We start from the raw sequence: 21,515 nt of genomic DNA, 5'->3' as shown, positions 1-21,515 counted from the left end.
CTCCGCCGTGGTAGGGCACGAGGTGCGGCTCGTCCGACGGCCCTGCCGGGCACGGCGGTGCCGGAACGGATCGCCCCGGCATCCGGGCCGGCCGATGGACTCAGTCGCCGTCCTTTTCCGGGGCACGGCCCGCGTAGTAGGTGGCGATCATGTCCTCGCCGCCGTGCCCCGCCGCTTCGGCGCGCGCGAATCGGTCGGCCGAGGCGGCGACCAGGTCCAGCCGCACCCCCGACTTCTCCGCCGCGTCCAGGATGAGACGGGTGTCCTTGAGCGCCGTGGACAGGGCGAAGCTGGGGGTGAGGTCACCCGAGAGGACGGCGGCGGACTTGCCCTGGAGATACGGGGAGTCCAGTGGGCCGCCCTTCATGGCATCGAGGAACGTCTGCGGGTCGATCTCCAGGCCCTCGGCGAGATTGAGACACTCCGCGATGTTGTTGACCATGGTGATCACCCAGGTGTTGACCACGAGCTTCAGCCGCGAGGCCGCTCCGGGGACCTCGGCGACCCAGACCGTGCGCTGCCCGATCGCGTCCAGCACGGGGTCCACCGTCGCCCGGACGGCGGAGGGTCCGGAGACGAAGACCGTCAACGCGCCCTGTTCCGCGGGCTGTCTGGTACCGGAGACCGGAGCGTCGAGATAGACCAGGCCCAGGTCCGCCGCGCGCCGGGCGAGATCGGCGGTGGCCTCGAACCCGACGGTCGAGCTCTGGAGGAGCACCTGGTCGGTGTGCAGCCCCGGCGACGCGGCGGTGAGGGCGGCGGCGACGGAGGGGCCGTCGTTGAGCATGGTGAGGACGACATCGGCACCGCGTACCGCTTCCTCCGCCGTCTCCAGGACCGTGGCGCCGTCGGCGGCCAGCGGGGCCGCCTTGGACCGCGTACGGTTCCAGGCACGGACGTCGAGCCCGGCCCGCAGCAGACTCCGGGCCATTCCGGATCCCATGATCCCGGTTCCGAGGACGGCGACGGTCGGCCGCTTCGAGGTGGCGTCGGCAGCGCTTGAGGACATGAGGAACTCCCTTGGTCGGCCGCGCCCCGGTCGGCTCGCGGCGCGGTGAGTTCTCAGGATTGCCGCAGCGCACCTTCGAGGACGGCAGCGTGCACGGCTCTGGCGAGTCGCGCCCCCCAGCGGGAGCGCGGTCCCGCGAAGGGTTCGCCGGCGCCGGGTTCCGGCGAGGGGGCGGCGATGCAGACGGCGTCGGTGGGGGTTCCCGAGCAGTCGAGACCCGCCTCCAGGAGCGCCTGGACCTTGGCCTCGGTGGCCGTGGCGACCGCGTTGACGAGTGCGGCGTCGGAGAGGGCCGTCGGCAGGACGACGACGATGTTGACGGTGCCGGGCCGCGGCGGTTCCCCGGTGTCCTCCGCCGGAGCGGCGGCCCAGCCGCGTACGCCGAGACCGCAGGTGGCGGTCGCCGTCACTCCCCCGTCGGCGGCGACCGTGTACGCGGTGACATCGGCGGCCGTCATCAGCCCGGCGCCGGGCCCGGTGAGGCGTTCCGCGGCGGCGATCTCCGCGAGGTGGCGGTCGGGATCCAGCCGGGGATAGCCGCCGGGCACCTGGGCGTTCAGGATCCAGGCGCGCGGGCCGATGCCTCCGCCGAGCACGGCGCTGCTGCACACCCGCCATCCCGGTCCGAGCCGCCATACCAGGTGGTGGAGGTCCAGACCGTCCTCGTGCCGGGCCAGGAGTTCACCGCGCTGTTCGGGCAGCCGGACGCGTACGGAACGGATGAGGCACCCCCCGGTGGCGGCAGGACGTCGGAACGGTGATCGGCGGTCGGTCCGGCGATCATATGCGCCGCGGTTCTTCAGCCCGCGGCCGGTGCGGTGCCGGGCCGGAGCCGTACCGGGAGTGTCCCGGTGCTGTTGCCGACGAAGCCCGCGTGCCGGGGCAGCCCGGCCCGCGGGACGGCGAGGTCCAGTTCCGGGAAGCGGGTGAAGAGCTGCTCCAGGGCGATCGTGGCTTCCATCCGGGCGAGCGGCGCACCCAGGCAGTAGTGCGGTCCGTGGCCGAGCGAGAGATGGCGGGCGGCGGTGTCCCGGCCCGGTCGGGTCACGTCGAACCGGTCGGCGTCGGGCCCGTGCGCGGTCTTGTCGCGGCCGGCGGCCGAGTATCCGGCGAGCACGGGCGTGCCCCGCGGTATGACGGTGCCGTCGAGGGTGAGGTCGCGGGTCGGATAGCGGAACGGGAAGTAGCTGACCGGACTGTCCCAGCGCAGCGTCTCCTCCACCGCGTCCGCCCAGCCCGCCCGGCCGGATCTGACCAGGCCGAGCTGGTCGCGGTGGGCGCACAGGGCCCGTACGGCGTTGGTGATGAGGTTCAGTGTGGTCTCGTGCCCCGCGATGATCAGGAGGAGCAGGGTGCCGATGAGTTCCTGCCGGCCGAGCCGGCCGCCGCCCTCGTCGCGGGCGGCGATCAGGGCGCTGGTCAGATCGTCGCCCGGTTGCTCCGCGCGGGCCGCGGCGACCGTTTCGAGCAGGGACACCAGCTCCCGGTTGGCGGCCACGGCCTCCTCGGGGCCGGTATCGGTCGCGACCACCCGGCTGGAGAGGCGGTGCAGCCGGTCCTGGTGCCGGTCCTCGACCCCGAGGAGTTCGCAGATGACGCCCATCGGCAGCGGCAGGGCGAACCGGGCGCGCAGGTCGACGGTGCCGTCGCCCTCGGTGGCGGCCCGTTCGACGCCGTCGAGCAGTCCGGCCGTGACGGTCTCGATCCGCGGCCGCAGCGCTGCCACCCGCCGTGCGGTGAAGGCCGAGGCGACCAGTGAGCGCAGCCGCCGGTGGTCGTCGCCGTCGGCCGTGGTCATGCCCCGCACGGTGGCGAAGGTCCTCAGCGGCCAGCCGTCGGGGATGCGTCCCTCGGCCAGCTCGGTGAAGTGGCGCGCGTCCTTGGCCACGTCGGGGTGGGCGAGGAACTCCTTGAGCGCGTCGTGTCCGAGCACCGCCATCCCGGCGACGCCGCCCGGGAGCACGACGGATGCCACGGCGCCCTGGGCGAGCAGCCCGGCGTTGTCCGCGTGCGGGCAGCCGCCGGCCGGGTCCATGTGGTGCGGGATGCTGGTCAACGGGGCTCTCCTGACGGTCGTCGGGCACCGGTGCCCGACGGGCCTCGGGGCGGCAGCCTGTTCGAGCATGCCGATCCTACGGTCGACGGCGTCGGCGAGAAGGCGTGTTGCCGGAGTTCACAGGGCCTTCCGCACGGTCAGGAGTTCATGCAGATACCGCTTGGTGATGCTTCCTCCGTACTGCTCGTCGATCAGGGTCCGGATGGAGGCGAGCAGACCGTGCCGCGCGGCCGGGGCGAGAGCCCGGTGGCCGGAGTAGGTCATCAGCAGGTCCAGGTACTCCGCCGACGTGTACGTGATCTCGCGCGGGTGGCGGCGCACCTGGACCGGCCCGTCCCACGGGGGGTGTGCGAGTTCCTCGAAGACCGTTTCCGTCGACGTTTCGTTCGGCAGCACGGTGTCCGGAGGGGTGGCGGGGTCCCAGTGCTCGTAGCACCGTTGCACCCGTGCGAAGAACTCGACACTGCCGCCCGCCACATGATGGGTGGTGACGAGCGCCAGTGTCCCGCCGGGACGCAGCGCCTGCGCTGCTCTCGTGAAGCGCTGTGCGGGGTCGATCCAGTGGATGGCGGTCGCGCACACCATCAGGTCGAAGGGGTCCGGCGGAGGCGCCCACTCCTCGAACGGCGACACCTCGACGTGGGCGCGGGGGAAGCCGCGCAGATTGCGTCGCGCCACGGCCGCCAGCGAGGGGCCCAGCTCGACGGCCGTCACCTCACTCCCCAGCGCCGCGAGCGGAACCGTCAACTGCCCGGTCCCCGGTCCCACTTCCAGCACTCTGCTCCGAGCGGTGAGGCCTGCCAGGGCCGCCAGCTCCGTGACCAGGTCCGCCGGATAGCTCGGGCGCATCCGGTCGTAGAGCTCCGCGTCCTCGTCGAATCTGCCGCGCAACGTGTTCATGCCGGATACAACGCCGGGCGGTTCCCGCCGGTTTCCCGGTGCGGCGGGAAACCCGGGAACCGCCCGGCGTTGTATCCGGCCAATGGCACGTCGACATGCTCGCGGCAGAGCCCTCGGTCCGCTGTTCGAGGAGGTGCAGCAGGTCCGTACGCGGCGGAGCCGCCGGTACGGTGCGCGGTCACTGTCCGGAGTCCGCCGGCACGGCCTGTCCGACCGCGGCGGACTCCACCGGGGGCGGCGTCTCCCGTCTCGTGCTCCTCAATGCCATTGAAGAGGCAATTTGTCGATTCTGCGGCGCTGGGCCCTTCGGCCGCCCCGCGCCGGTCCCGGGTCCGGATTCCGGGCCCACCCCTCTCACACCTCACTCGATTGGCCTAACGAAATGGTGGCCTGCCCACCGCCGTGACAGGCGGCCAACGCCGAAGCGCCGCGCATGTGACGGCCGCCCCGCGCGGGTGGGGAGGTTGCAGCGTCCATCCGGGTGAGGCGCGATGGATATCGGACGCGCCTCCCCTGATGGATCCAGCCACAGGACGCGCCCGGGCGAGGAGGAATCGGTCATGGGAGCCGCTGACGGATTCACGGATTCCGGAGAGCTCGACGGCCTGACGGTGTACGACACCGCAGGCGAGAAGATCGGCAGTGTGGGCCGGGTGTATGTCGACGACAACACCGGCCGCCCGGACTGGATCACGGTGAAGACCGGCCTGTTCGGCATGAAGGAGAGTTTCGTTCCACTCGCCGGAGCCCGTCGCGTGGGCTCCGACCTGCACATCACCCACCCGAAGGACCGCGTCAAGGAAGCCCCCAGGGTGGACGCGGACGCGCATCTGTCCGTAGCGGAGGAGGAGGAGCTCTACCGCCACTACGGCCTTGCCAGGAACACCACCGCCCGGCTCGGCGGGCAGTCGGGCACCGGCACCACGGGCGCGGCGGGAGCCGGCCGAACCGGAGCCATGGGTGCGGCCGGCACCGGACGCACCACCGGCACCGGCAGGCCGTCCGCGGCCGGCACCTCCGCCTCCGGTGCGGACACCTCCCGCACCACCACGTCACGCACGACCGGCACAGCCGCCTCCGGTACAGGTCCGGGCAGGCACCGCGACACCGAGGCGACCGGCACGGCCCGGCCCCTCGTCGGCGCGGGGGCGGGTTCCGAGCGTTCCGCCGCGGACCTGGGCGGCAAGGAGGAGTTGATCCGCTCCGAGGAGCAACTGCACATCGGCACCGAGGAGTACGAGAGCGGCAGGGCCCGCCTGCACAAGTACGTCGTCACCGAGAACGTGACCAGGACGGTGCCGGTGACGCACGAAGAGGTACGGGTGATCCGTGAACCGCTGCGGCCCGGCGACAGGGCGGCGGGGCCCGCGGACATCCGTGAGCAGGACGTCGAGATCACCCTGCACGCCGAGCGCGCCACCACGCGCAAGGAGACGGTGCCGGTCGAGCGGGTGCGCATGGAGACCAAGAGGGTGACCGAGCAGAAGGAGGTCTCCGCCGAACTCCGCAAGGAGCAGATCGACTACGCGGACGGCAAGAGCGTCGAAGGCGGCGACCGCGGAGGCAGGGACATCCGGGGCGGAGACACCGGAGGCAAGGGCATGGGCGGAGAGTTCGGCCGGGGCCGCCGTCGCTGACCCCCGCACACAGCGGCAGCCGAGGCGGCCGGCCGCACCGAGAGCACGAATGAGAGGCGGGCCCGTGTCGTGCCAGGGCCCGCTCTCAGGGTCGGCGAGCGGATTGCGGACTCGGTTCCTTCGGACGGGACGCCTTTTCCCAGGACGCTCGAAAGGGGTCCCAGTGGCCGTGGCCCCGCCCGTCCCCCTCACCGCAGCGCGTCGGTTCCGGACTCTCACCGGATTCCGTGACCCCGACATGGAGTTTGACCGGCCCCGGCGAGCCATCACGAGCCTCTGCGCAGCTCACGGGCGGTGTGGCCGGTGGTACGCCGGGCTTGTGCTCCCGTCGCACCACCTGCCAGCTGCCTACGGACGCTGAAGAGCGATCACGGCGTTGTGTCCGCCGAAGCCGAAGGAGTGGCTGACGGCGCGCCGGATAGGCAGCCGCAGCGGTTCTTTGGTGACGCAGTTGATGTCGAACTCGGGCGCCGGGGCGTCCAGGTTCGCGATCGGCGGTACGACTCCGCGCTGGAGCGTCAGGACGGTCAGTCCGGCCTCGATCGCCCCGGCCGCCCCCATGCAGTGCCCCAGCACGCCTTTCGGGGCGGTGACGGGCGGCCGGTGGGGGTAGACCCTGCCGATGAGGGCGGCTTCGGTGGCATCGTTGATCGGTGTCGCCGTGCCGTGCGCGTTGATGTGCTCGACGTCCTCGGCCGCCCAGCCCGCGTCGCGCAGCGCGGCCTCGACCGCTGCCTGCGCGACCGCGCCGGACGGGTGCGGACTGGTGGGGTGGTGGGCGTCGGTGGTGGCGCCGGTGCCCGCGAGCAGCGCCCGCGCTCCGGCGCCCCGGGCGGCGGCGTCGTCCGCCCTTTCCAGCACCATGACGGCGGCGCCCTCGCCCATGACCAGCCCTGCGCGATCTGCCGCGAAGGGCCGGCACCGCCTGGCCGGGTCGCCGTCCGCCCGCGCCGCGGCCCCGGACCGGGCGAAACCGGCCATGGCGGCCGGGTAGACGATCGACTCGGTGGCCCCGGCGATCGCGATGTCGCACTGCCCGGTGACCAGGAGGTCCCGGGCGACGGACAGGGCTGTGGCACCGGACGAGCACGCGGTGCACGGTGCCATGCTGGGACCGGTGGCCCGCAACTGGATCGCGATCTCGGCCGCCGGCATGTTCGGGATGGTGAGCAGGATGCCGGACGGCGAGATGGCATCCGGTCCGAGCCGGTCGAGCAAGACGGCCTGCTCGGTCAGCGAGGCGGAGCCTCCACTGCTGGTGCCGACGACCACCGCGACCCTGCTGCCCTCCCACCGCGCCGGGTCGAGTCCGGCGTCGGCGACCGCCTCCCGGGCGGCGAGGACGGCGAACTTGACGTACCTCCCCATCCGGAAGGAGGTGCGGCCGCCGATCGCGGCGTCCAGATCGATCCCGTCGACCGTGCAGGCGAAATCGATCGCGCACCCTTCGAGTGCCGCGACGGTACGCACCGGCGAGACTCCGGCGCACACGCCTTTCCAGGTGGATTCGGTGTCGTTGCCGACCGGGGTGATCATTCCCAGGCCGGTGACGGCGACGGCGGGCTTGTTCATCGGGCGTTGCTCATCGGTGCCTCGCCGCCCGCCTGCGCCCCGCCGTCGACAGTCGCGTCGATGAACCGCGTGATGTCGGCCAGGGTGGCTCCCTTGGGAAGCCTGTCGAAGTCCCCGTCGCCGCCCACCGCCTCCCTGATGAGGACGGCGAACTCCGCGACAGCGAGGGAGTCCATCTCCAGGCTGTCCATCGTGGAATCCGGCCGGATCTCGGCGGCGGGCACTTTGAAGGTGTGTGTCAGCACCTCGGTGATCTTTGGATGAATCGTACTCATGGGCTTCCTCTCCCTCATTCGGTACGGCTGCCGGGGACGTTGGGCGCATCGTCCCGACGCCGAATCAACTGGGTGACGTGCCTCCAGTTACGCCTTGTGGCGAACCGATTCGGCACCGTTCTTCCGCGGCTGTGCACACCATCGGGCCAGGACGGCCCCGGTACCCCAGAAGGCGAGCAGCACGGCGCGGACGCCGAGGGTCCCGGCCGCCTCCCGTACCCGGCGGGTCCGCGGGGCCGTTCCTGCCCTGGTCACGGCCCTCACCGCTGCCCCGGAGCCATTGCCCCCACGGCGTGCGATTGCCAGGAGGCCGCCGGGTCGTCGTACGCGTCGACGTAATCGGCCCCCGCGATGGGCCAGTCGGCGAGCAGTTCCCGGGGAAGCGCAAAGGAATCGGCGAGGGTGGGCAGTCGAGGGGCCACGACGGCGATGAGCCGATCCACGGCGTCCGGCAGACCGTTGACCTGTTCGACCGTCAGATGTCCTGCCGCCAGCAGGTCACCGCTGTTCCTGGCGATCCAGTCGAGGGCGAACAGCCTGTGCAGTGCGGTCAGTTGTTCACGGGCGGGTCCGTCCGGCAGGCCGGCCACCGCGTCCGTGTACGCCTCGGCCGCCTGCCGGTGGGCGTGGGCCTCGACGCCGCGCAGGGCGGGCCCGGACGCGGTGTTCCACCGTCCCAGCGGATCGCCGTGAGGGGCGCGGCCCATCCGCTCCCTGGCCCGGCCGAACCAGATCGCCTCCAGGGCCGCCAGGAGCCTGCCGAGGAACCGCGTGTCCGTGAGATCACCGGATTCGCCGCCGGAGGGGATTGCGTTCCCGGCCGGTTCGGTGGCGAAGAGCATTTCGGCGGCCGCCTTGGCGTGGATGGCCAGGTTGTCGCCCTCGGCGGTGATGGCGCCCTCGACTCCGGTGATGAGTTCGCTCATGCCGTTGTTCTCCAGGAGTGCCTGGGCACCGCATCGTTCGCGGCATTCGACGATCACGGACCTGGCCTGCCAGGTGATCCACCCCTTGGCCACGGCGACCAGCCGTTCCGCCTCCTCCGGCCCCGCGCCCGAGCCGTCCTCCCGCCGCTCCCAGCGGTCCAGCGCCCTGCGGTGCAGCAGGCTCATCGCGAAGACGGTGGCCATGGCCAGGGCGAGCGGGCCGTGGTGGCTGCGGTGGGCGATCACCGGTACCTGCCGTGAGCCGCGCGGCCCGGAGATGTACCGGTGGCCGCCGTAGCGGACGGCGACGGCGAGCGTCGCGCGCGCACAGCCGACCGCACACGCGCTCATCGAGATCTTGCCGGACGTGACGCGTCCGATCGACGCAAGGAGGCGACGCCTCCGGTTGCCGACGGCGCTGCTGAACCCGCCGTCGTCGCCGATCCGTCCGTGGTCCCCGCCGAGCAGCGCGTCGCGCCCCACGAAGACCCGGTCGAACGAGGTCAGGCAGTGGTCCACCGGGCTCCCCGTGCGTGCGGGAAGCCTGCGGACCCGTACACCGGGCAGGGCCCTTACGGCGTCGGTGAGGGGGACGAGAAAGAGGAAGACTCCGTGATCGGTGCCGTCGACGAGCAGGCGGGCGGCCACGAGTCCCGTCTTGGGCCCGCCCGCCGGACTGGTGTTGGGCATGAATTTCTGGGCGCCCGCGTGCGGGGTGTGCAGCACGAACCCGTCGCGTGCGCGGTCGTAGGCGGCCACGGTCTCGACGGCCGCCGCGTCGTTGCCGTGCGCCACCTCCGTACAGAGGAAGGTGCCGATGCTCCGCAGCCCGAGGAAGTCCGACAGGTCGCGCCGGGTGCCGTCCTCGTGGTCGAGGAGGCTGCCGAGAAAGAGGTTGTAGTGGATGCCCGCCACCGTGGCGAGTGCCGGGTCGACCGGGCCGAGCCATTCGTGCAGGGCCGCGAGGGCGCGGGGATCGGCGGCGAGCCGGGCGCCGCTGTCGAGGCAGTCGTTGAGGACGCGCAGCCGCTCGTACGTGAGGCTCAGGCGCTCCTCGGGGGTGCGGTGCTCCGGGCGGCGGAACGGTTCCGTGCTGATGAGCCGCTGCCAGAAGCCGTGCTCCCGGCGGTAGTTGTCGCCGAGGAGCACAGCGGTGAGGAGGTCCGTGGACGGTTCGGTGGAGGGGCTGTGGGTCGTTGCGGTCATGCGACAAGAACGATCAGTCAACGGCGAGGACACCGGGGGCCGTCCGCCGCGGACCGTCCGGTTCGACACGTTGGAGGGCGAGTACGACGTTGTGCCCGCCGAAGCCGAAGGAGTGGCTGAGTGCCCGCTCGACGTACTGCATGCGGGGCTCCTTGACTACACAGTCGAGGTCGAACCCGTCCGGCAGCGAATCCAGGTTCGCGATCGGCGGGACGAGCCCCTGCTCCAGGGTCAGTACCGTGGCCACCGCTTCGATCGCCCCGCCTGCGGCGAGGGTGTGACCGAGCACGCCCTTCGGCGCCGTCACCGACGGCCGGTGGGGGAACAGTTCCGAGATGAGCGCGGTCTCCATCGCGTCGTTCAGCGGGGTCGAGGTGCCGTGCGCGTTGATGTGATCGATCTGACGGGCCGCCCAGCCCGCATCGCGCAGTGCCGCCTCCACGGCCCTGCGCGCCCCGGCTCCGTCCGGGGCCGGGGCCGTGGGGTGGTGGGCGTCGGTACCGGAACCCGTACCGGCCAGCAGGGCGCGGGGCCGACCGCCGCGGGCGTACGCGTCGGGCGTCCGCTCCAGCACCAGCACGGCGGCGCCCTCGCCGATCACGAATCCGTCCCGGTCGGCGGCGAACGGCCGCGATGCCCCCACCGGATCGCCGGTCCGCCGGGAGAGCGCTCCCATGCCCGCGAAGGCACTCACCACCAGCGGAGTCACCACGGACTCCGCGCCGCCCGCCACCACCACATCGCACTGACCGCTCATCAGCAGGTCGCGGGCGACGGCGATCGCGGTGGCACCGGACGCGCACGCCGTGGCCGGTGCCAGGCTCGGGCCGTGCGCCCGCAGCGCGATGGCCACCTCCCCGGCGGCCGCGTTGGGCATCATCATCGGGACCAGGAGCGGCGACACCGCCTCCGGTCCCCCGTCGTCCAGCCTGCGCAGATTGTCGACGAGCACGGACACCCCGCCCACGCCGACCCCCAGCACCACGCCCACCCGGTCGCCGTTCCACCGCTCCGGTGACAGCCCGGCGTCCGCCACCGCCTGCCGGGCGGCGACCAGCGCCATCTTCACGAACCGTGCCATCCGCCACACCGCGCGTCCGCCGACGGCCTCGTCCAGGTCGACACCGTCCACCGGACAGGCGAAGTCGACCGGCAGTCCGGCCAGTTCGTCGCATCGCCGGGCCACGGACACGCCGGCGCACAGTCCCGCCCAGAACGCGTGCTCGTCCGCGCCCGCGGGAGTCACCAGCCCCACTCCCGTCACCGCGACACCCATCTCGGCCCGCCCCATGTTCCGCCCCCTCCTCCGTAATCGATCACGCCTACCGGTTGTCGAACGGCAGTAGCCCCGCCGAGGATGCGCCCACTGGGCTGAACGGGTGACCGATGGGCCGAGTGGACTGATCCGTATGGCACGTCCGGTATGCGCTTTCACCCGTCCGCAGCAGCCCACCGCGCTGTGCGCAGCGGTGGGGCATCCCCTGGGGAAATGGAAGCGGAAGGTAACCGGCCGGAGTCCCCGGAGGCGCGTGCGGAACTGGAGGCGCTGCGCGCCAGGGTGGCGGCACTGGAGGAAGGTGACCCGGACCGCCACCGGCCGCGGGCCCGTTCGCTGCTCGCCGTGCTGCTCGTCCTCGTCGCGGCCGTCCTCACGCCGCTGAGCATCGTGTCCACCTGGGCGAGGAACGAGATCGGCGACACCGACAACTACGTCGCGATGATGGCTCCCCTCGCGTCCGACGCCGATGTGCAGGCCGCGGTGACCGACCGTGTCACCGGCGCCGTCGTGAAGCACCTCGATCTGAAGGCTCTGCTGGCCGATGTCGCCCCCGCGGACCGTCCGGTGGTCGACAAGGCACTCGCGCGACTGAGCGGCCCCCTCACCACGGGAGTCTCGGACTTCGTCCATCAGACGGTGGAGAGGTTCGTCGCCAGCGACGCCTTCGCGACGATCTGGACCGACCTCAACCGGACCGCCCAGTCCGCGGCGCTGAAGGCTCTGACCGGGAGCGGTGGCGGTGCGGTGAAGCTCACCGGCAACGCCGTCACCATCGACCTGGCGCCCGTGATCGACCGGGTGAAACACCGCCTGGTCGACGAGGGGCTGACGATCGCCGCGAAGATCCCCGCGATCCACACCGACTTCACCGTGCTGACCTCCGACTCGGTCGGCCGGGCGAAGAAGGGGTTCCGGGCCCTCCAGATCATCGGCTTCTGGCTGCCACCGGTCACTCTGGTCCTGGCCGCGGGCGGGGTGCTTCTCGCGGTGCGCCGCCGCCGCGCACTGGTGACGACGGCGCTCGCGGTCGCGGCGGGTGCCGCGGTGCTCGGGCTGGCCGTGTGGCTGGGCCGCGCGTTCTATCTCGACAGCCTCCCGCCCGAGGTGTCGCAGCCGGCGGCCGGTTCCGTCTTCGACGCCCTGGCCGGCCCGGTACGCACGCTGGTCCGGCTGGTGATCACGCTCGGCATCGTGGTGGCCCTCGCCACGTGGCTCACGGGTGACGGCCGCGCCGCCACCCGCGTCAAGGCCATGTGGAGCGGTGGCATCGGTGCCGTACGGGACGCGGCCGGTGTCACCGGTGGCCCGGCCGGCAGGTGGGTGCACCGGGCCAGGCCCTGGCTGAACTGGACGGTGGTCGTGGTGGCCGCGGCGGTCCTGGTCGCGTGGGACCGGCCGACGGGCCTGGTCACCGTGTGCGTCGCGCTGTGCGCGCTGTTCGCCCTCGCCGTCGTCGAATTCCTCGACGACGACAGCGGACCGCGTGCGGCAGTGCCCGGATGACGGACGGGCAGGGAGCCTTTCCCTCCGTTCCCCGACGTCGTGGTCCGGCCCCTGCCGATCCCTCGGCGGGAGAACCCGGAGGGTCGGCGCAGGGCCCGCACGGGGTGCGCCGTGGGCCGGCCCCGGCCTGCCGGCACCCGCACCTCTGCGGCCCGCCGCTCACCTCCTGGTGGCGTTCCGCCCGCGCCCACCCCCACGAGCCCTCGACCGAAGCATGGCCGGCCGGTATCGGGAGGACGCGCCGCCGTCCTCGCCGTCCCGGCCGGCCGAATCCGCACCGTCGTGTTCAGGCCCTGAGGGCCGCTTTCAGCTCCGCCTCGTCCGGCGGGTTGGCGCCGGCCCGTGCGACGGTCACGGCGGCGCAGGCCGCGGCGTGGCGCAGGACATCGGTCACGGTGGCCCGGTCCAGCGAGCGCAGCCGTTCGCGGCCGTCCGGCCCGAGCAGTCCGTGGGCGGCGAGGGCGTGCAGCGTGCCCGACATGAAGGCGTCGCCCGCCCCCACCGTGTCGACCACGTGGGTGGGCAGTGCGCCGACCGTCACCTGCCCGCCGGGAAGGACTGCCAGGGCGCCGTCGCCTCCCCTGGTGACGAGGACGACGGCCGGGCCGGTGGCGAGCCATCGCTCGGCGGCCTCCACCGGATCCAGGTCCGGGTAGAGCCATTCCAGGTCCTCGTCGCTGGCCTTGACCACATCGCTGAGCGCGACGCAGCGCTCGGCCTTCCGTACGGCCGCGTCGTGGTCCCCCATCAGTTCGGGTCGCACATTGGGGTCGTAGCTGACGGTCGCGGACGTCCGCAGCGATTCGACGGCGGCGAGGACGGTGGCCGCGCCGGGTTCCATCACCGTCGCGATGGAACCGGTGTGGACGTGCTGGGGCGGCCGGTCCAGGGTCACCGGGGCGAGCGTCCAGGTGATCTCGAAGGTGTACGAGGCCCGGCCGCCGCTGTCCAGGGTCACGGCGGCGGACGGGGTGGGCGCCGCGGCACCGTCCGTGCGGACCTCGACCCCGGCACCGGCCAGATGCTCCCTGAGCAGCCGTCCGTTGTCGTCCGGGCCGAGCTGGGTGAGCAGGGTGGCGCCGTGCCCGAGTCTGGCCAGGCCGTACGCCACATTGGCCGGGCTTCCTCCCGGGTGGACCCGGTCGGCCGCACCCGGCAGCCGGACGATGTCGGCAACGCATTCGCCGATGACCAGCGGGTCGAGTCTGTCGAGCATGAGGGTGGGGTCTCCTGGAGTGCGGTGGCGAAGATGTCCGGGCAGGCGGTGCGGCCGCCGGACACATTGAGCCCGATCCTGCCGCGTGCGTGCCGGGTGCCGGTCACGTCGATGACCGACTGGTCGTCGTCGGCGGCGAAGTGGAAGCGGGGCCCGTGCGGCGTCGGCGGGCCGATGCCGGATCGTGGGGGCTGTACGGCATGGAGACGCCGTGTTCGTCCCACAACCTGCACATCAGGTTGAGGATGCCGACGCGTACGGAGACATCGGGCATCGAGGTGGGTGCGTCGGCGGGGACGAGGCGGGGTCGACGGCGAGCGCCGTTGGGCCGGTGGCCGGGCTCCTCGGTCGAGGCCCGGATGCGGACCCGGGTCTCGTCGGGGGTACCGGCGACGGCGCGCTCGTCGAAGGCGAAGGAGACGATGGTGCGCGAGATCCCGTGAGGGCGGGCGGCATCGCTCGCCGTCACATGTCGCGCCTTGTTCGTGGCCATTTCCTCCACCCCTGTGTGCCGCGACGGCGGGCCCTGTTCTGGCTGCGCGCTTCAGCAAGGCGCGTCCGTACGATAATGCGGGCGGGTTGCGAGGGGTTGACGGGCGGTGTGGACGGCCGAGTCCCCCGGCCCTGCGGGAAGGACCGGGGGACTCGGGTCGGCAGGCGGGTCAGGAGGCGTCCTTGCGCCCCTCCTCCCCGTACCGGCGCTCGAACTTGGCGACCTGCCCCTCGGAGTCGACCACGCGGGCCTTCCCGGTGAAGAACGGGTGGCTCTCCGCGGAGATCTCCACGTCGATGACGGGGTAGCTGTTGCCGTCGTCCCAGTCGATCGTCTGCTCGCTGGACGCGGTGGACCGGGTCAGAAAGGCGTAGCCCGCCGAACGGTCGCGGAAGACCACGGGACGGTAGGGCGGGTGCTTGTCCTGCTGCATGCCTGCTCCTGGGGACGTGCGGGGTCGGCTCGGGGCACTCCTGGCCAGCCTTGCGAACCGGGGCGCCCGGCGCGATCGCTGGCGTCCGTACGGGGCACGGCCACGCGCGGCGGGGCGTCCGCGCCCCGGGCCGCGTACGTCACTGCCGGTGGGCGGCGGCCTCCAGCGCGTCGGCCACGAGTGTGAGAAAGCGTGCGTGGGCCTGCGGGCTGCAGACCGGCTCCGGGTTCCAGGGCAGCACCCGGGCGGCGCGGGCGATCGCCGACCACTCCTCGTTCGTCCGGAGTTCGCCGAGAGGGGTGGCGTTGGCCCGGATGTCGGCGAGCACGACGGCGGGCCGCAGGGCCGCGGCGTCCGCCCAGCCGACCGTCGACCAGTTCGCGCCGGGTCCCTGGGCCGGTTCCACGAGGTCGACGCCGAGCTCGGCCAGCACCCGCAGCTCGGGCCACATGCGGGGGCGGGCGAGGTGTGTCCGGTCCTGTCCGGCCGGGGAGAGGGCGACCACCCGGGGCCGGTCCGGTCCGGCGGCGAACGTGCGCAGCCGGTCCCGGGCGGCGTCCAGGTCCTGGGTCGCCGTCGTGGGATCGTCGGCGCCGAGCGACCGGGCGAGCTGGGCGAACCGTTCGCCGATCTCCCCGAGGGTGCGGGCCTGGCCGACGTCGATGACGACGACGGGGACGTGCTCCTCCAGGTGTTTGGCGGTCTCCGGGGCGAGCCCGTAGACATGGCCACCGCCGTAGCTGACGGCCACGACGAGGTCCGGCCCACCGCTCAGCAGGGTGTCCACGTCCAGGGCGCTGCCCGCGCCGAGGTAGCGGACCTCGGTCAACGGCAGCGATCCGGTCTTCGCCGTGTCCGGCTCGGCGTGGTCGTCGTGATCGGAGCCGAATATCGCGCTCGGACGTATCCCGCGGTCCCACAGGGTCGCTCCGGCCTGGACATAGGCCAGTACCCGTTCCGGGCGCCTCGCAGCGGTCGACAACTGTCCACGATCGTCCGAGAACTGCCACATGGTCTGCTCCCTCACGTCACACGCCCCTCGCCGCCGGCCGCTGCGCCCTTTTTTCCGGGTCGTACATCAGTACCTGCCCAGCGAACCCCCGGGGCACCCCCGGTGCGGCCCGTCCGGCGCAGATGACGCGAAGACGCCCGCGCATGGCCGGGGCCGACGCGTCCGGCACGGATGCCGTTCCGCTCGGCAGCCTCGCCGCCGGTGCGTGCGGCGGCGCATGTGATGCTGATTTCATGACTGATCGACTCGATGTCGTCGTCGGCCGACCGGGCCGGGACCCCGCCGGCTGGGACGGCCCGGCCCGGTTGCTGACGGCCTACCATCTGGGGACCCAGGCCGAGAAGGGCGAGGCCGTCGCCGACGCGGCCGCCCTGCCCGCCCGGTACCGGGCGGAGGTCTCGGACCCGCGGGCGGCGTTCCACGACGATGTTGTGCTGCTGGCACGGAGCGGCTCCATCGCCGTGGGCTGTGTCGTGATCACCGCCGCCGTCGAGGGGCGCTCGGAGATCAAGCGGCTGTGGACCGATCCGGAGTTCCGGGGGCACGGTGTCGCCTCCCGCCTGATGGGCGCCGCGCTGACGCACGCCGAGCAGGGCGGCGCGTGCACGGTCCGGCTCTCCGTGTGGAAGTGGCGCACGGGGGCCATCGCCCTGTACGAGCGGCTCGGCTTCGCGGTCGCCGAACCGTGGGACGCGCGGGACGAGTTGGTGTGCATGGAGCGCACCGTGCGAGTGGGCGCCGGGTGTCGTCCGGCCGATGGCGACGGACGCTACAGGTCCGCTTCGGTGGTGCGCCCCAGGTAGGTGACGGGACCGGGGTCCGGCACCCGGATCTCTCCGAAGCCGAGGCGGTCGTAGAAGGCCCTGGCCGGAGTGTTGGCCGTGAGCATGGACAGATGCACGGCCTCGACTCCTTTGGCCCGCAGCGCCGCCAGGAACGTACGCATCAGCACTCTGCCGTACCCCTTCCGCTGCCAAGCGGGCAGCAGATCGATGTGCAAATGCGCGGGATGGGCCGCCAGTTCGGGGAGGATCATCCGCCCCGGATCGTGCAGGAGGGCGGTCATCTCCTCGCTGGGGGTACGCGGCGGGCCGTCGGGCGCCGGGAAGCGCTTCTCGACCGTCGGCAGCCATTCCTCGCGGAACGCCTCGACGAACCGCGCCGTGTTCGCGGTGCCGAGGATGTAGCCGACCGCTCGGCCCGTGCCGTCGTCGATCACGAAGGCCAGATCGGGTTCGAGATACGCGTACGGCGCGGCGAAGATCGACGGCATCAGCTCCTGGTCCGGGTAGAGATGCCGGGAGTCGCCACCGTTGTCGGCCGTCCGGACGCAGATGTCCGCGAGGGCCGCACGGTCGTCGGGGTGGTAGGGCCGTGGGCCGGCAAGCTGGGTCATCGCCTCATCCTGCCGAACCTGGGAGCGCTCCCACAAGCCTCGGGACGCAAAACCCCCGAGGCTGTATCCCCTGCCGCATGCCCGCCGATGCCGATCTTCCCGAGCGGGTCCGCTCCGTGCTCGCCGTCGTGCGTCCCCCCGTCAACCGGGGAGGTGCGCGGCGAGTTCGGGCGATCGGCCGGTGCGCACCGGCCGATCGGGACCTCTCGCGGAGCCGCCGCCGGTCGCTGCCGGAAGGCTGAAGGGGGAGTTGTCAGTCGGTGTCGACACCGAGTCCGGTCAGGAACGCCGCGGCTGCCGGGGTCGGGCGGAAGCGGCTCCAGACCAGCCGCTCCGTGCGGGCGGGCGCATCGCGCACGGACAGCACATGTACGCCGGTCAGTTCCGCCGCGAAGGCGGCCGGCAGCAGGGCGATGCCGAGCCCGCTGCGGACCAGCCGGACGATGAAGTCGGTCCCGCTGACCTCGAACGCCACCTCACGGGTGAGTCCCATCGCCGCGAACGCCTCCTCCGACTGCGCTCGGGCGGCGGTGCCGTCCGGGTGGTCGACGAACATTTCCTCCGCCAGCCGTTCCAGACCCACTTCGGCCGTCCCGGCCAAGGGGTGGGCCGGGGCGACGACGGCGACCAGTTCGCCCGTGGCGAGTTCGTGATCGCTCACACCCTTCGGCCGGTAGCTCGGCAGCACACCCAGGAACGCCACGTCGAGCGTGCCGTCCCGTACTTCCTGGACCAGGTCCTTGCTCGCACCGTCCCGCAGCACGATGTGCACCCTCGGGTAGCGGAGGTGGAACGCCCGCAGCGCGGCCGGGATGTCCACCGAGGCGACGGTCGGGATGGCTCCGACCGCGAGGCGTCCACGGACCTCCCCCGCCGTGGCGGCCACCTCGGCACGGGCCCGCTCCGCCGCGTCCAGCGCCTGTCTGGCCTCCGGCAGGAACGCCTCGCCCGCTGCGGTGAGCCGCACCTGACGGCTTGTGCGGTCGAAGAGCCGGGCGCCCAGCTCCTTCTCCAGCCGGGCAATCTGATGACTCAACGCGGACTGGACGACCAGGCACCTCTTCGCGGCGCGGGTGAAGTTGCCCAGTTCCGCCACCGCGACGACATACCGCATCTGCTGTAGTTCCATCCATCCATCGTGAACCACGATCGATGGAATGAAAAACATGTGTTGGACTCATGGATGGTGGGTCCCCGAGGCTGAGGGACATGGCACATTCCACCTGCGGGGCCCGCAACCGGGCCGTCCCGCGCACGCTCCCCCGATCGCCCGAGCTCGGTCGCGGCCTGATCCCGCTGATGGCCCTCGCTGCCGGGCTCTCGGCCGCCGGCAACTACTTCGCGCAGCCGCTGCTCGACGTCATCGAAGTGAATCTCCACATCGGTGTCACCGCGGCGGGGCTGATCGTGACCGCCGCCCAGGCCGGGTACGCGCTGGGCCTGATCCTGCTCGTCCCCCTCGGGGACGTCATGGACCGTCGGCGGCTCGCCGTGAGCCTGTTCGCGCTGACCGCGTTCTTCCTCCTGCTGACGGCCGCGGCGCCCACCGGCCCCCTGCTGATCGCGGGGACCCTGCTCACCGCGCTGACCTCCGTCGGGGCGCAGGTCGTGGTGCCGTTCGCGGCGACCCTGGCGGCTCCGGCGGAACGCGGCAGAGTCGTCGGTGTCGTCATGTCCGGCGTCCTGCTCGGCGGGCTGTTCGGACGGCTGGCCGCCGGTGCGCTGTCCGAGCTGGGCGGCTGGCGGACCGCGTACTGGGTGAACGCGCTGCTCATGGCCGTCATGGCAATACTTCTGCACCACCGGCTCCCCCGGCTGCCCCGGCCGCGCGACGCGGCCCCGATGCCGTACACCGGACTCCTGCGCTCCACACTGGCGCTGCTGCGGCAGGAGCCCCTGCTGCGGTGGCGGGCGGCCATCGGTGCGTTCTCCATGGCCTCGTACAGCGTGCAACTGACCGCGCTGACGTTTCTGCTGACCCGGCCCCCGTTCGGCTGGAACGCGGCCGTCATCGGACTCTTCGGGCTGGTGGGCGTCATCGGCGTGGTGGGCATGAACATCGCGGCGCGGCTGAGCGACCGCGGCCGGGTGCAGGCGGTGTCGGGAACGGCGGCCTCGCTCCTCATGCTCTCCTGGATTCCGCTGCTGGCCGGCGAGTCCTCGCTGCTCTGGCTGGCGATCGGGGTGATCTCGCTGAACATCGCCCAGCAGGCGGGACTCAACAGCGCTCAGAACGTGATCTACACGCTCCGCCCCGAGGCCCGCAATCGGATCAACTCCGGCTTCATGACGCTGTTCTTCATGGGCGGTGCGGCCGGGGCCGCGCTGGCTTCGGTGGTCTGGTCGCGGGCGGGCTGGAGCGGAATCTGCCTCCTGGGGGGCTCACTGGCCGCCGGAAGCCTCGTGCTGTGGGTCCTGGAACGCGTCCGGATGGCCTCCGCCGCACGTCCCGGGACCGCCGCCGTCACTCGTTGACAGCGGTCAGCAGCACCACGGCGTCCTCCAGGGCCAGCAGACCGTGCCGCTCCTGCGGGATCGGGTGGAGCATCCCGGCGCTGAGCTCCGCGTCGCCCGAGGCCGCCGTGAGGCGCACCCTGCCTCGGAGCACCTGGAGGGAGGCCGCGGCCGGTGCGTTGTGCTCGTCGAGGGCGAAGCCCGAGGCGAGGGCGATGACGGTCTGGCGCAGGGGTTCCTGATGCAGCAGGCGGTGGGCGCTGCGGCCGTGCGCGGAGGCGCGGGCCACGGCCAGATGCTCGTCGGCGAGGGCATTCAGATCGTCCATATGCCCACTGTGCCGCAGCCCTCGTGCCCCCGCGATCCTGCCGGGCCCCGGCAGGCGGACGGCCGGGCCGCCCCCAGGGGCTCCCCCGCGGTCAGTTCCGCAGCCAGGCAGCCGTGTCCTGCGGAAGCCTCCCCTCCTCGTCGAGCGGGCCGCTGAGGAGGAGGACGTCCGTGTGCGCGGGCAGTTCGACGGGTTCCGCGCCCAGATTGGCGACGCACACCGGTCCGCCGGTCCGGGCGAAGGCGAGCACCCCGGGCGCCGAGGGCAGCCAGGTCAGCTGCCGCGCACCGGCACCCGCCGCGGCCCGGAAGCCCGGCTCGGTCCGGCGCAGGCGCAGGGCCGCGCGGTAGAGGCCGAGCATCGACCGCGGATCGGCGCTCTGCCGGTCGGCGGCGTACGCGGGCCAGCCGCCGGGCTGCGGAAGCCATGGCTCCGCGGTGGAGCCGAAGCCGGCGTGGGGAGCCCGCGCGGACCACGGCAGCGGCACCCGGCAGCCGTCGCGCCCCGGGTCGGTGCCGCCCGAGCGGAAGTGCATGGGGTCCTGGATCCGGTCGCGCGGGATGTCCGCCTCCGGAAGTCCCAGCTCCTCGCCCTGGTAGAGATAGGCCGCACCCGGCAGAGCCAGCGACAGCAGGGCCGCGGCGCGGGCCCGCCGGGTGCCGAGTGCCGGGTCCGCGGGTGTGCCGAAGGTCTTCGCCCGGAAGTCGAACCCGGTGTCCTCGCGTCCGTACCTGGTGACGGTACGGGTCACGTCGTGGTTGCACAGGACCCAGGTGGCGGGCGCGCCGACCGAGGCGTGCTCGGCGAGGGTGTCGTCGATCGCGGTGCGCAGCGGTCCGGCGTCCCAGGGGCAGGTCAGGAAGTTGAAGTTGAAGGCGGTGTGCAGTTCGTCGGGGCGCAGGTAGCGGGCGAATCGCTCGCTGTCCGGGAGCCAGACCTCGCCGACGAAGACCGCCGCGTACGCGTCGGCGACGGCCCGCCAGGAGCGGTAGATGTCGTGGAGTTCGTCGCGGTCGGTGTACGGGTGGGGGTCACGGCCCCGGACGAAGTCGGGCAGTGCGGGGTCCTTGACGAGCAGGGCCGCCGAGTCGATCCGCACTCCGGACACGCCCCGGTCGAGCCAGAAGCGGAGCACGTCCTCGTGCTCCTGGCGGACCGCCGGATGGGCCCAGTTGAGGTCGGGCTGCTGAGGGGTGAACAGGTGTAGGTACCACTCGCCGTCCTCCACCCGGGTCCACGGCACTCCGCCGAACTCGGACACCCAGTCGTTGGGCGGTACCTCGCCGTCCGCTCCTCGTCCGGCGCGGAAGTGGAAGAGGTCCCGCTCGGGGCTGCCCGGTCCGGCGGCGAGGGCCGCGCGGAACCACGCGTGCCGGTCGGAGACATGGTTGGGAACGATGTCGACGATCGTACGGAGGCCCAGTTCCCGGGCCTCCGCGATCAGTTGCTCGGCATCGGCGAGGCTGCCGAAGGCGGGGTCGACGGTGCGGTAGTCGGCCACGTCGTATCCGCCGTCGGCGAGCGGCGACAGGTACCAGGGGGTGAACCAGATCGCGTCCACGCCCAGGTCGGCGAGGTAGGGCAGCCTGGCCCGTACTCCCGCGAGATCGCCGGTTCCGTCACCGTCGCCGTCGGCGAAGCTGCGTACGTAGATCTGGTAGATGACGGCGTCGCGCCACCAGTTCGCGGTGTCTTCGGGCGGAAGGCCGGCTGCCACGTCGAATCCTTTCGGGCAGGAGCGCGGAGGGTTTCGGCCGGCACGGAGCCGGGGCTCGGCACACTCAACCACCGCGAACAGCGGAGAGCAATAACATGCGTGA

General features: G+C 72.5%; 20 protein-coding genes and 1 riboswitch. Of the genes, 4 read left to right on the top strand and 16 right to left on the bottom strand.

Annotation, left to right across the window (positions count from 1 at the left end; genetic code table 11):
- Positions 1-100 precede the first annotated feature (100 nt).
- The 4 genes from ACIOMQ_RS18200 to ACIOMQ_RS18185 all read right to left on the bottom strand — a co-directional run bounded on the left by ACIOMQ_RS18200 (position 101) and on the right by ACIOMQ_RS18185 (position 3,965).
- Positions 101-1,009, bottom strand: coding sequence for an NAD(P)-dependent oxidoreductase (locus ACIOMQ_RS18200; RefSeq protein WP_362198566.1), 909 nt, complete (start codon positions 1,007-1,009; stop codon positions 101-103).
- A gap of 53 nt (positions 1,010-1,062) precedes the next feature.
- Entirely contained in the window at positions 1,063-1,731 is a 669-nt protein-coding gene (locus tag ACIOMQ_RS18195; protein WP_401268908.1) for an adenosylcobinamide amidohydrolase, read from the bottom strand.
- A 77-nt stretch (positions 1,732-1,808) separates the two neighbouring features.
- Positions 1,809-3,044, bottom strand: coding sequence for a cytochrome P450 (locus ACIOMQ_RS18190; RefSeq protein WP_402189591.1), 1,236 nt, complete (start codon positions 3,042-3,044; stop codon positions 1,809-1,811).
- 138 nt (positions 3,045-3,182) lie between these two features.
- On the bottom strand, positions 3,183-3,965 hold the full coding sequence (locus ACIOMQ_RS18185; protein ID WP_401940342.1) for a class I SAM-dependent methyltransferase: 783 nt from the start codon (positions 3,963-3,965) through the stop codon (positions 3,183-3,185).
- Between the two features lie 560 nt (positions 3,966-4,525).
- Here ACIOMQ_RS18185 and ACIOMQ_RS18180 point away from each other — a divergent pair.
- Complete coding sequence (locus tag ACIOMQ_RS18180; protein WP_402189479.1) at positions 4,526-5,602, top strand: PRC and DUF2382 domain-containing protein; 1,077 nt, start codon at positions 4,526-4,528, stop codon at positions 5,600-5,602.
- 101 nt (positions 5,603-5,703) lie between these two features.
- Positions 5,704-5,829: riboswitch (cobalamin riboswitch) on the bottom strand.
- Between the two features lie 121 nt (positions 5,830-5,950).
- Here ACIOMQ_RS18180 and ACIOMQ_RS18175 read toward each other — a convergent pair.
- The 4 genes from ACIOMQ_RS18175 to ACIOMQ_RS18160 form a co-directional block, all read right to left on the bottom strand.
- On the bottom strand, positions 5,951-7,174 hold the full coding sequence (locus ACIOMQ_RS18175) for a beta-ketoacyl-[acyl-carrier-protein] synthase family protein (protein WP_362198557.1): 1,224 nt from the start codon (positions 7,172-7,174) through the stop codon (positions 5,951-5,953).
- A complete protein-coding gene (locus ACIOMQ_RS18170) occupies positions 7,171-7,449 on the bottom strand; it encodes an acyl carrier protein (protein ID WP_362198554.1) in 279 nt (92 codons plus the stop codon). The genes ACIOMQ_RS18175 and ACIOMQ_RS18170 overlap by 4 nt, the downstream gene beginning before the upstream one ends.
- A gap of 260 nt (positions 7,450-7,709) precedes the next feature.
- Positions 7,710-9,581, bottom strand: a complete 1,872-nt coding sequence (locus ACIOMQ_RS18165) for an acyl-CoA dehydrogenase (protein WP_402189477.1) — start codon at positions 9,579-9,581, stop codon at positions 7,710-7,712.
- 13 nt (positions 9,582-9,594) lie between these two features.
- Positions 9,595-10,872 carry a beta-ketoacyl-[acyl-carrier-protein] synthase family protein gene (locus ACIOMQ_RS18160; protein WP_362198551.1) on the bottom strand — a complete coding sequence of 426 codons (1,278 nt, stop codon included), beginning with the start codon at positions 10,870-10,872 and terminating at the stop codon, positions 9,595-9,597.
- A 198-nt stretch (positions 10,873-11,070) separates the two neighbouring features.
- Between ACIOMQ_RS18160 and ACIOMQ_RS18155 the strand changes: the two genes are divergently transcribed.
- Entirely contained in the window at positions 11,071-12,363 is a 1,293-nt protein-coding gene (locus ACIOMQ_RS18155) for a hypothetical protein (protein WP_362198548.1), read from the top strand.
- A gap of 286 nt (positions 12,364-12,649) precedes the next feature.
- Here the strand turns inward: ACIOMQ_RS18155 and ACIOMQ_RS18150 are convergent, their stop codons facing one another.
- The 4 genes from ACIOMQ_RS18150 to ACIOMQ_RS18135 form a co-directional block, all read right to left on the bottom strand.
- A complete protein-coding gene (locus ACIOMQ_RS18150; RefSeq protein WP_402127879.1) occupies positions 12,650-13,579 on the bottom strand; it encodes a carbohydrate kinase in 930 nt (309 codons plus the stop codon).
- 103 nt (positions 13,580-13,682) lie between these two features.
- Positions 13,683-14,072, bottom strand: a complete 390-nt coding sequence (locus ACIOMQ_RS18145; RefSeq protein ID WP_402189475.1) for a hypothetical protein — start codon at positions 14,070-14,072, stop codon at positions 13,683-13,685.
- A gap of 169 nt (positions 14,073-14,241) precedes the next feature.
- Positions 14,242-14,505 (bottom strand): type B 50S ribosomal protein L31, encoded by a 264-nt coding sequence (locus ACIOMQ_RS18140; protein ID WP_266744486.1) that lies wholly within the window; start codon positions 14,503-14,505, stop codon positions 14,242-14,244.
- Positions 14,506-14,644: 139 nt separating this feature from the next.
- Entirely contained in the window at positions 14,645-15,532 is an 888-nt protein-coding gene (locus ACIOMQ_RS18135; RefSeq protein ID WP_401940351.1) for an ABC transporter substrate-binding protein, read from the bottom strand.
- 218 nt (positions 15,533-15,750) lie between these two features.
- Between ACIOMQ_RS18135 and ACIOMQ_RS18130 the strand changes: the two genes are divergently transcribed.
- The gene (locus ACIOMQ_RS18130; RefSeq protein ID WP_401756538.1) at positions 15,751-16,320 is read left to right on the top strand and encodes a GNAT family N-acetyltransferase; all 570 of its coding nucleotides are present in this window, start codon (positions 15,751-15,753) and stop codon (positions 16,318-16,320) included.
- On the opposite strand, the gene ACIOMQ_RS18125 is transcribed toward ACIOMQ_RS18130, so the two are convergent.
- Both ACIOMQ_RS18125 and ACIOMQ_RS18120 read right to left on the bottom strand, forming a co-directional pair.
- On the bottom strand, positions 16,287-16,913 hold the full coding sequence (locus ACIOMQ_RS18125) for a GNAT family N-acetyltransferase (protein ID WP_401268643.1): 627 nt from the start codon (positions 16,911-16,913) through the stop codon (positions 16,287-16,289). The genes ACIOMQ_RS18130 and ACIOMQ_RS18125 overlap by 34 nt on opposite strands.
- Positions 16,914-17,166: 253 nt before the next feature.
- On the bottom strand, positions 17,167-18,042 hold the full coding sequence (locus ACIOMQ_RS18120; protein ID WP_362198531.1) for a LysR family transcriptional regulator: 876 nt from the start codon (positions 18,040-18,042) through the stop codon (positions 17,167-17,169).
- A gap of 80 nt (positions 18,043-18,122) precedes the next feature.
- Between ACIOMQ_RS18120 and ACIOMQ_RS18115 the strand changes: the two genes are divergently transcribed.
- Positions 18,123-19,388, top strand: a complete 1,266-nt coding sequence (locus tag ACIOMQ_RS18115) for an MFS transporter (protein ID WP_362198528.1) — start codon at positions 18,123-18,125, stop codon at positions 19,386-19,388.
- On the opposite strand, the gene ACIOMQ_RS18110 is transcribed toward ACIOMQ_RS18115, so the two are convergent.
- Together ACIOMQ_RS18110 and ACIOMQ_RS18105 are read right to left on the bottom strand one after the other, a co-directional pair.
- Positions 19,378-19,695 (bottom strand): cupin, encoded by a 318-nt coding sequence (locus ACIOMQ_RS18110; protein ID WP_362198525.1) that lies wholly within the window; start codon positions 19,693-19,695, stop codon positions 19,378-19,380. The two genes, ACIOMQ_RS18115 and ACIOMQ_RS18110, sit on opposite strands and share 11 nt — an antisense overlap.
- Before the next feature lie 91 nt (positions 19,696-19,786).
- Positions 19,787-21,412 (bottom strand): alpha-amylase family glycosyl hydrolase, encoded by a 1,626-nt coding sequence (locus ACIOMQ_RS18105; protein WP_401756540.1) that lies wholly within the window; start codon positions 21,410-21,412, stop codon positions 19,787-19,789.
- Positions 21,413-21,515 lie beyond the last annotated feature (103 nt).

The sequence above is a fragment of the Streptomyces sp. NPDC087845 genome, assembly GCF_044742755.1.
GTDB lineage: Bacteria > Actinomycetota > Actinomycetes > Streptomycetales > Streptomycetaceae > Streptomyces.
Note: the sequence above shows the minus strand (reverse complement) of the source record. Positions and strands in the feature narration are given on the sequence as shown.

Bases quoted from the DNA above. Each gene is read 5' to 3' on its own strand.
- ACIOMQ_RS18150 (WP_402127879.1), bottom strand. From the start codon at position 13,579: ATGCTCGACAGACTCGACCCGCTGGTCATCGGCGAATGCGTTGCCGAC.
- ACIOMQ_RS18130 (WP_401756538.1), top strand. From the start codon at position 15,751: ATGACTGATCGACTCGATGTCGTCGTCGGCCGACCGGGCCGGGACCCC.
- ACIOMQ_RS18155 (WP_362198548.1), top strand. From the start codon at position 11,071: ATGGAAGCGGAAGGTAACCGGCCGGAGTCCCCGGAGGCGCGTGCGGAA.
- ACIOMQ_RS18180 (WP_402189479.1), top strand. From the start codon at position 4,526: ATGGGAGCCGCTGACGGATTCACGGATTCCGGAGAGCTCGACGGCCTG.
- ACIOMQ_RS18165 (WP_402189477.1), bottom strand. From the start codon at position 9,581: ATGACCGCAACGACCCACAGCCCCTCCACCGAACCGTCCACGGACCTC.
- ACIOMQ_RS18115 (WP_362198528.1), top strand. From the start codon at position 18,123: ATGGCACATTCCACCTGCGGGGCCCGCAACCGGGCCGTCCCGCGCACG.
- ACIOMQ_RS18140 (WP_266744486.1), bottom strand. From the start codon at position 14,505: ATGCAGCAGGACAAGCACCCGCCCTACCGTCCCGTGGTCTTCCGCGAC.
- ACIOMQ_RS18120 (WP_362198531.1), bottom strand. From the start codon at position 18,042: ATGGAACTACAGCAGATGCGGTATGTCGTCGCGGTGGCGGAACTGGGC.
- ACIOMQ_RS18160 (WP_362198551.1), bottom strand. From the start codon at position 10,872: ATGGGGCGGGCCGAGATGGGTGTCGCGGTGACGGGAGTGGGGCTGGTG.
- ACIOMQ_RS18125 (WP_401268643.1), bottom strand. From the start codon at position 16,913: ATGACCCAGCTTGCCGGCCCACGGCCCTACCACCCCGACGACCGTGCG.
- ACIOMQ_RS18175 (WP_362198557.1), bottom strand. From the start codon at position 7,174: ATGAACAAGCCCGCCGTCGCCGTCACCGGCCTGGGAATGATCACCCCG.
- ACIOMQ_RS18185 (WP_401940342.1), bottom strand. From the start codon at position 3,965: ATGAACACGTTGCGCGGCAGATTCGACGAGGACGCGGAGCTCTACGAC.
- ACIOMQ_RS18145 (WP_402189475.1), bottom strand. From the start codon at position 14,072: ATGGCCACGAACAAGGCGCGACATGTGACGGCGAGCGATGCCGCCCGC.
- ACIOMQ_RS18110 (WP_362198525.1), bottom strand. From the start codon at position 19,695: ATGGACGATCTGAATGCCCTCGCCGACGAGCATCTGGCCGTGGCCCGC.
- ACIOMQ_RS18190 (WP_402189591.1), bottom strand. From the start codon at position 3,044: ATGGACCCGGCCGGCGGCTGCCCGCACGCGGACAACGCCGGGCTGCTC.
- ACIOMQ_RS18170 (WP_362198554.1), bottom strand. From the start codon at position 7,449: ATGAGTACGATTCATCCAAAGATCACCGAGGTGCTGACACACACCTTC.
- ACIOMQ_RS18200 (WP_362198566.1), bottom strand. From the start codon at position 1,009: ATGTCCTCAAGCGCTGCCGACGCCACCTCGAAGCGGCCGACCGTCGCC.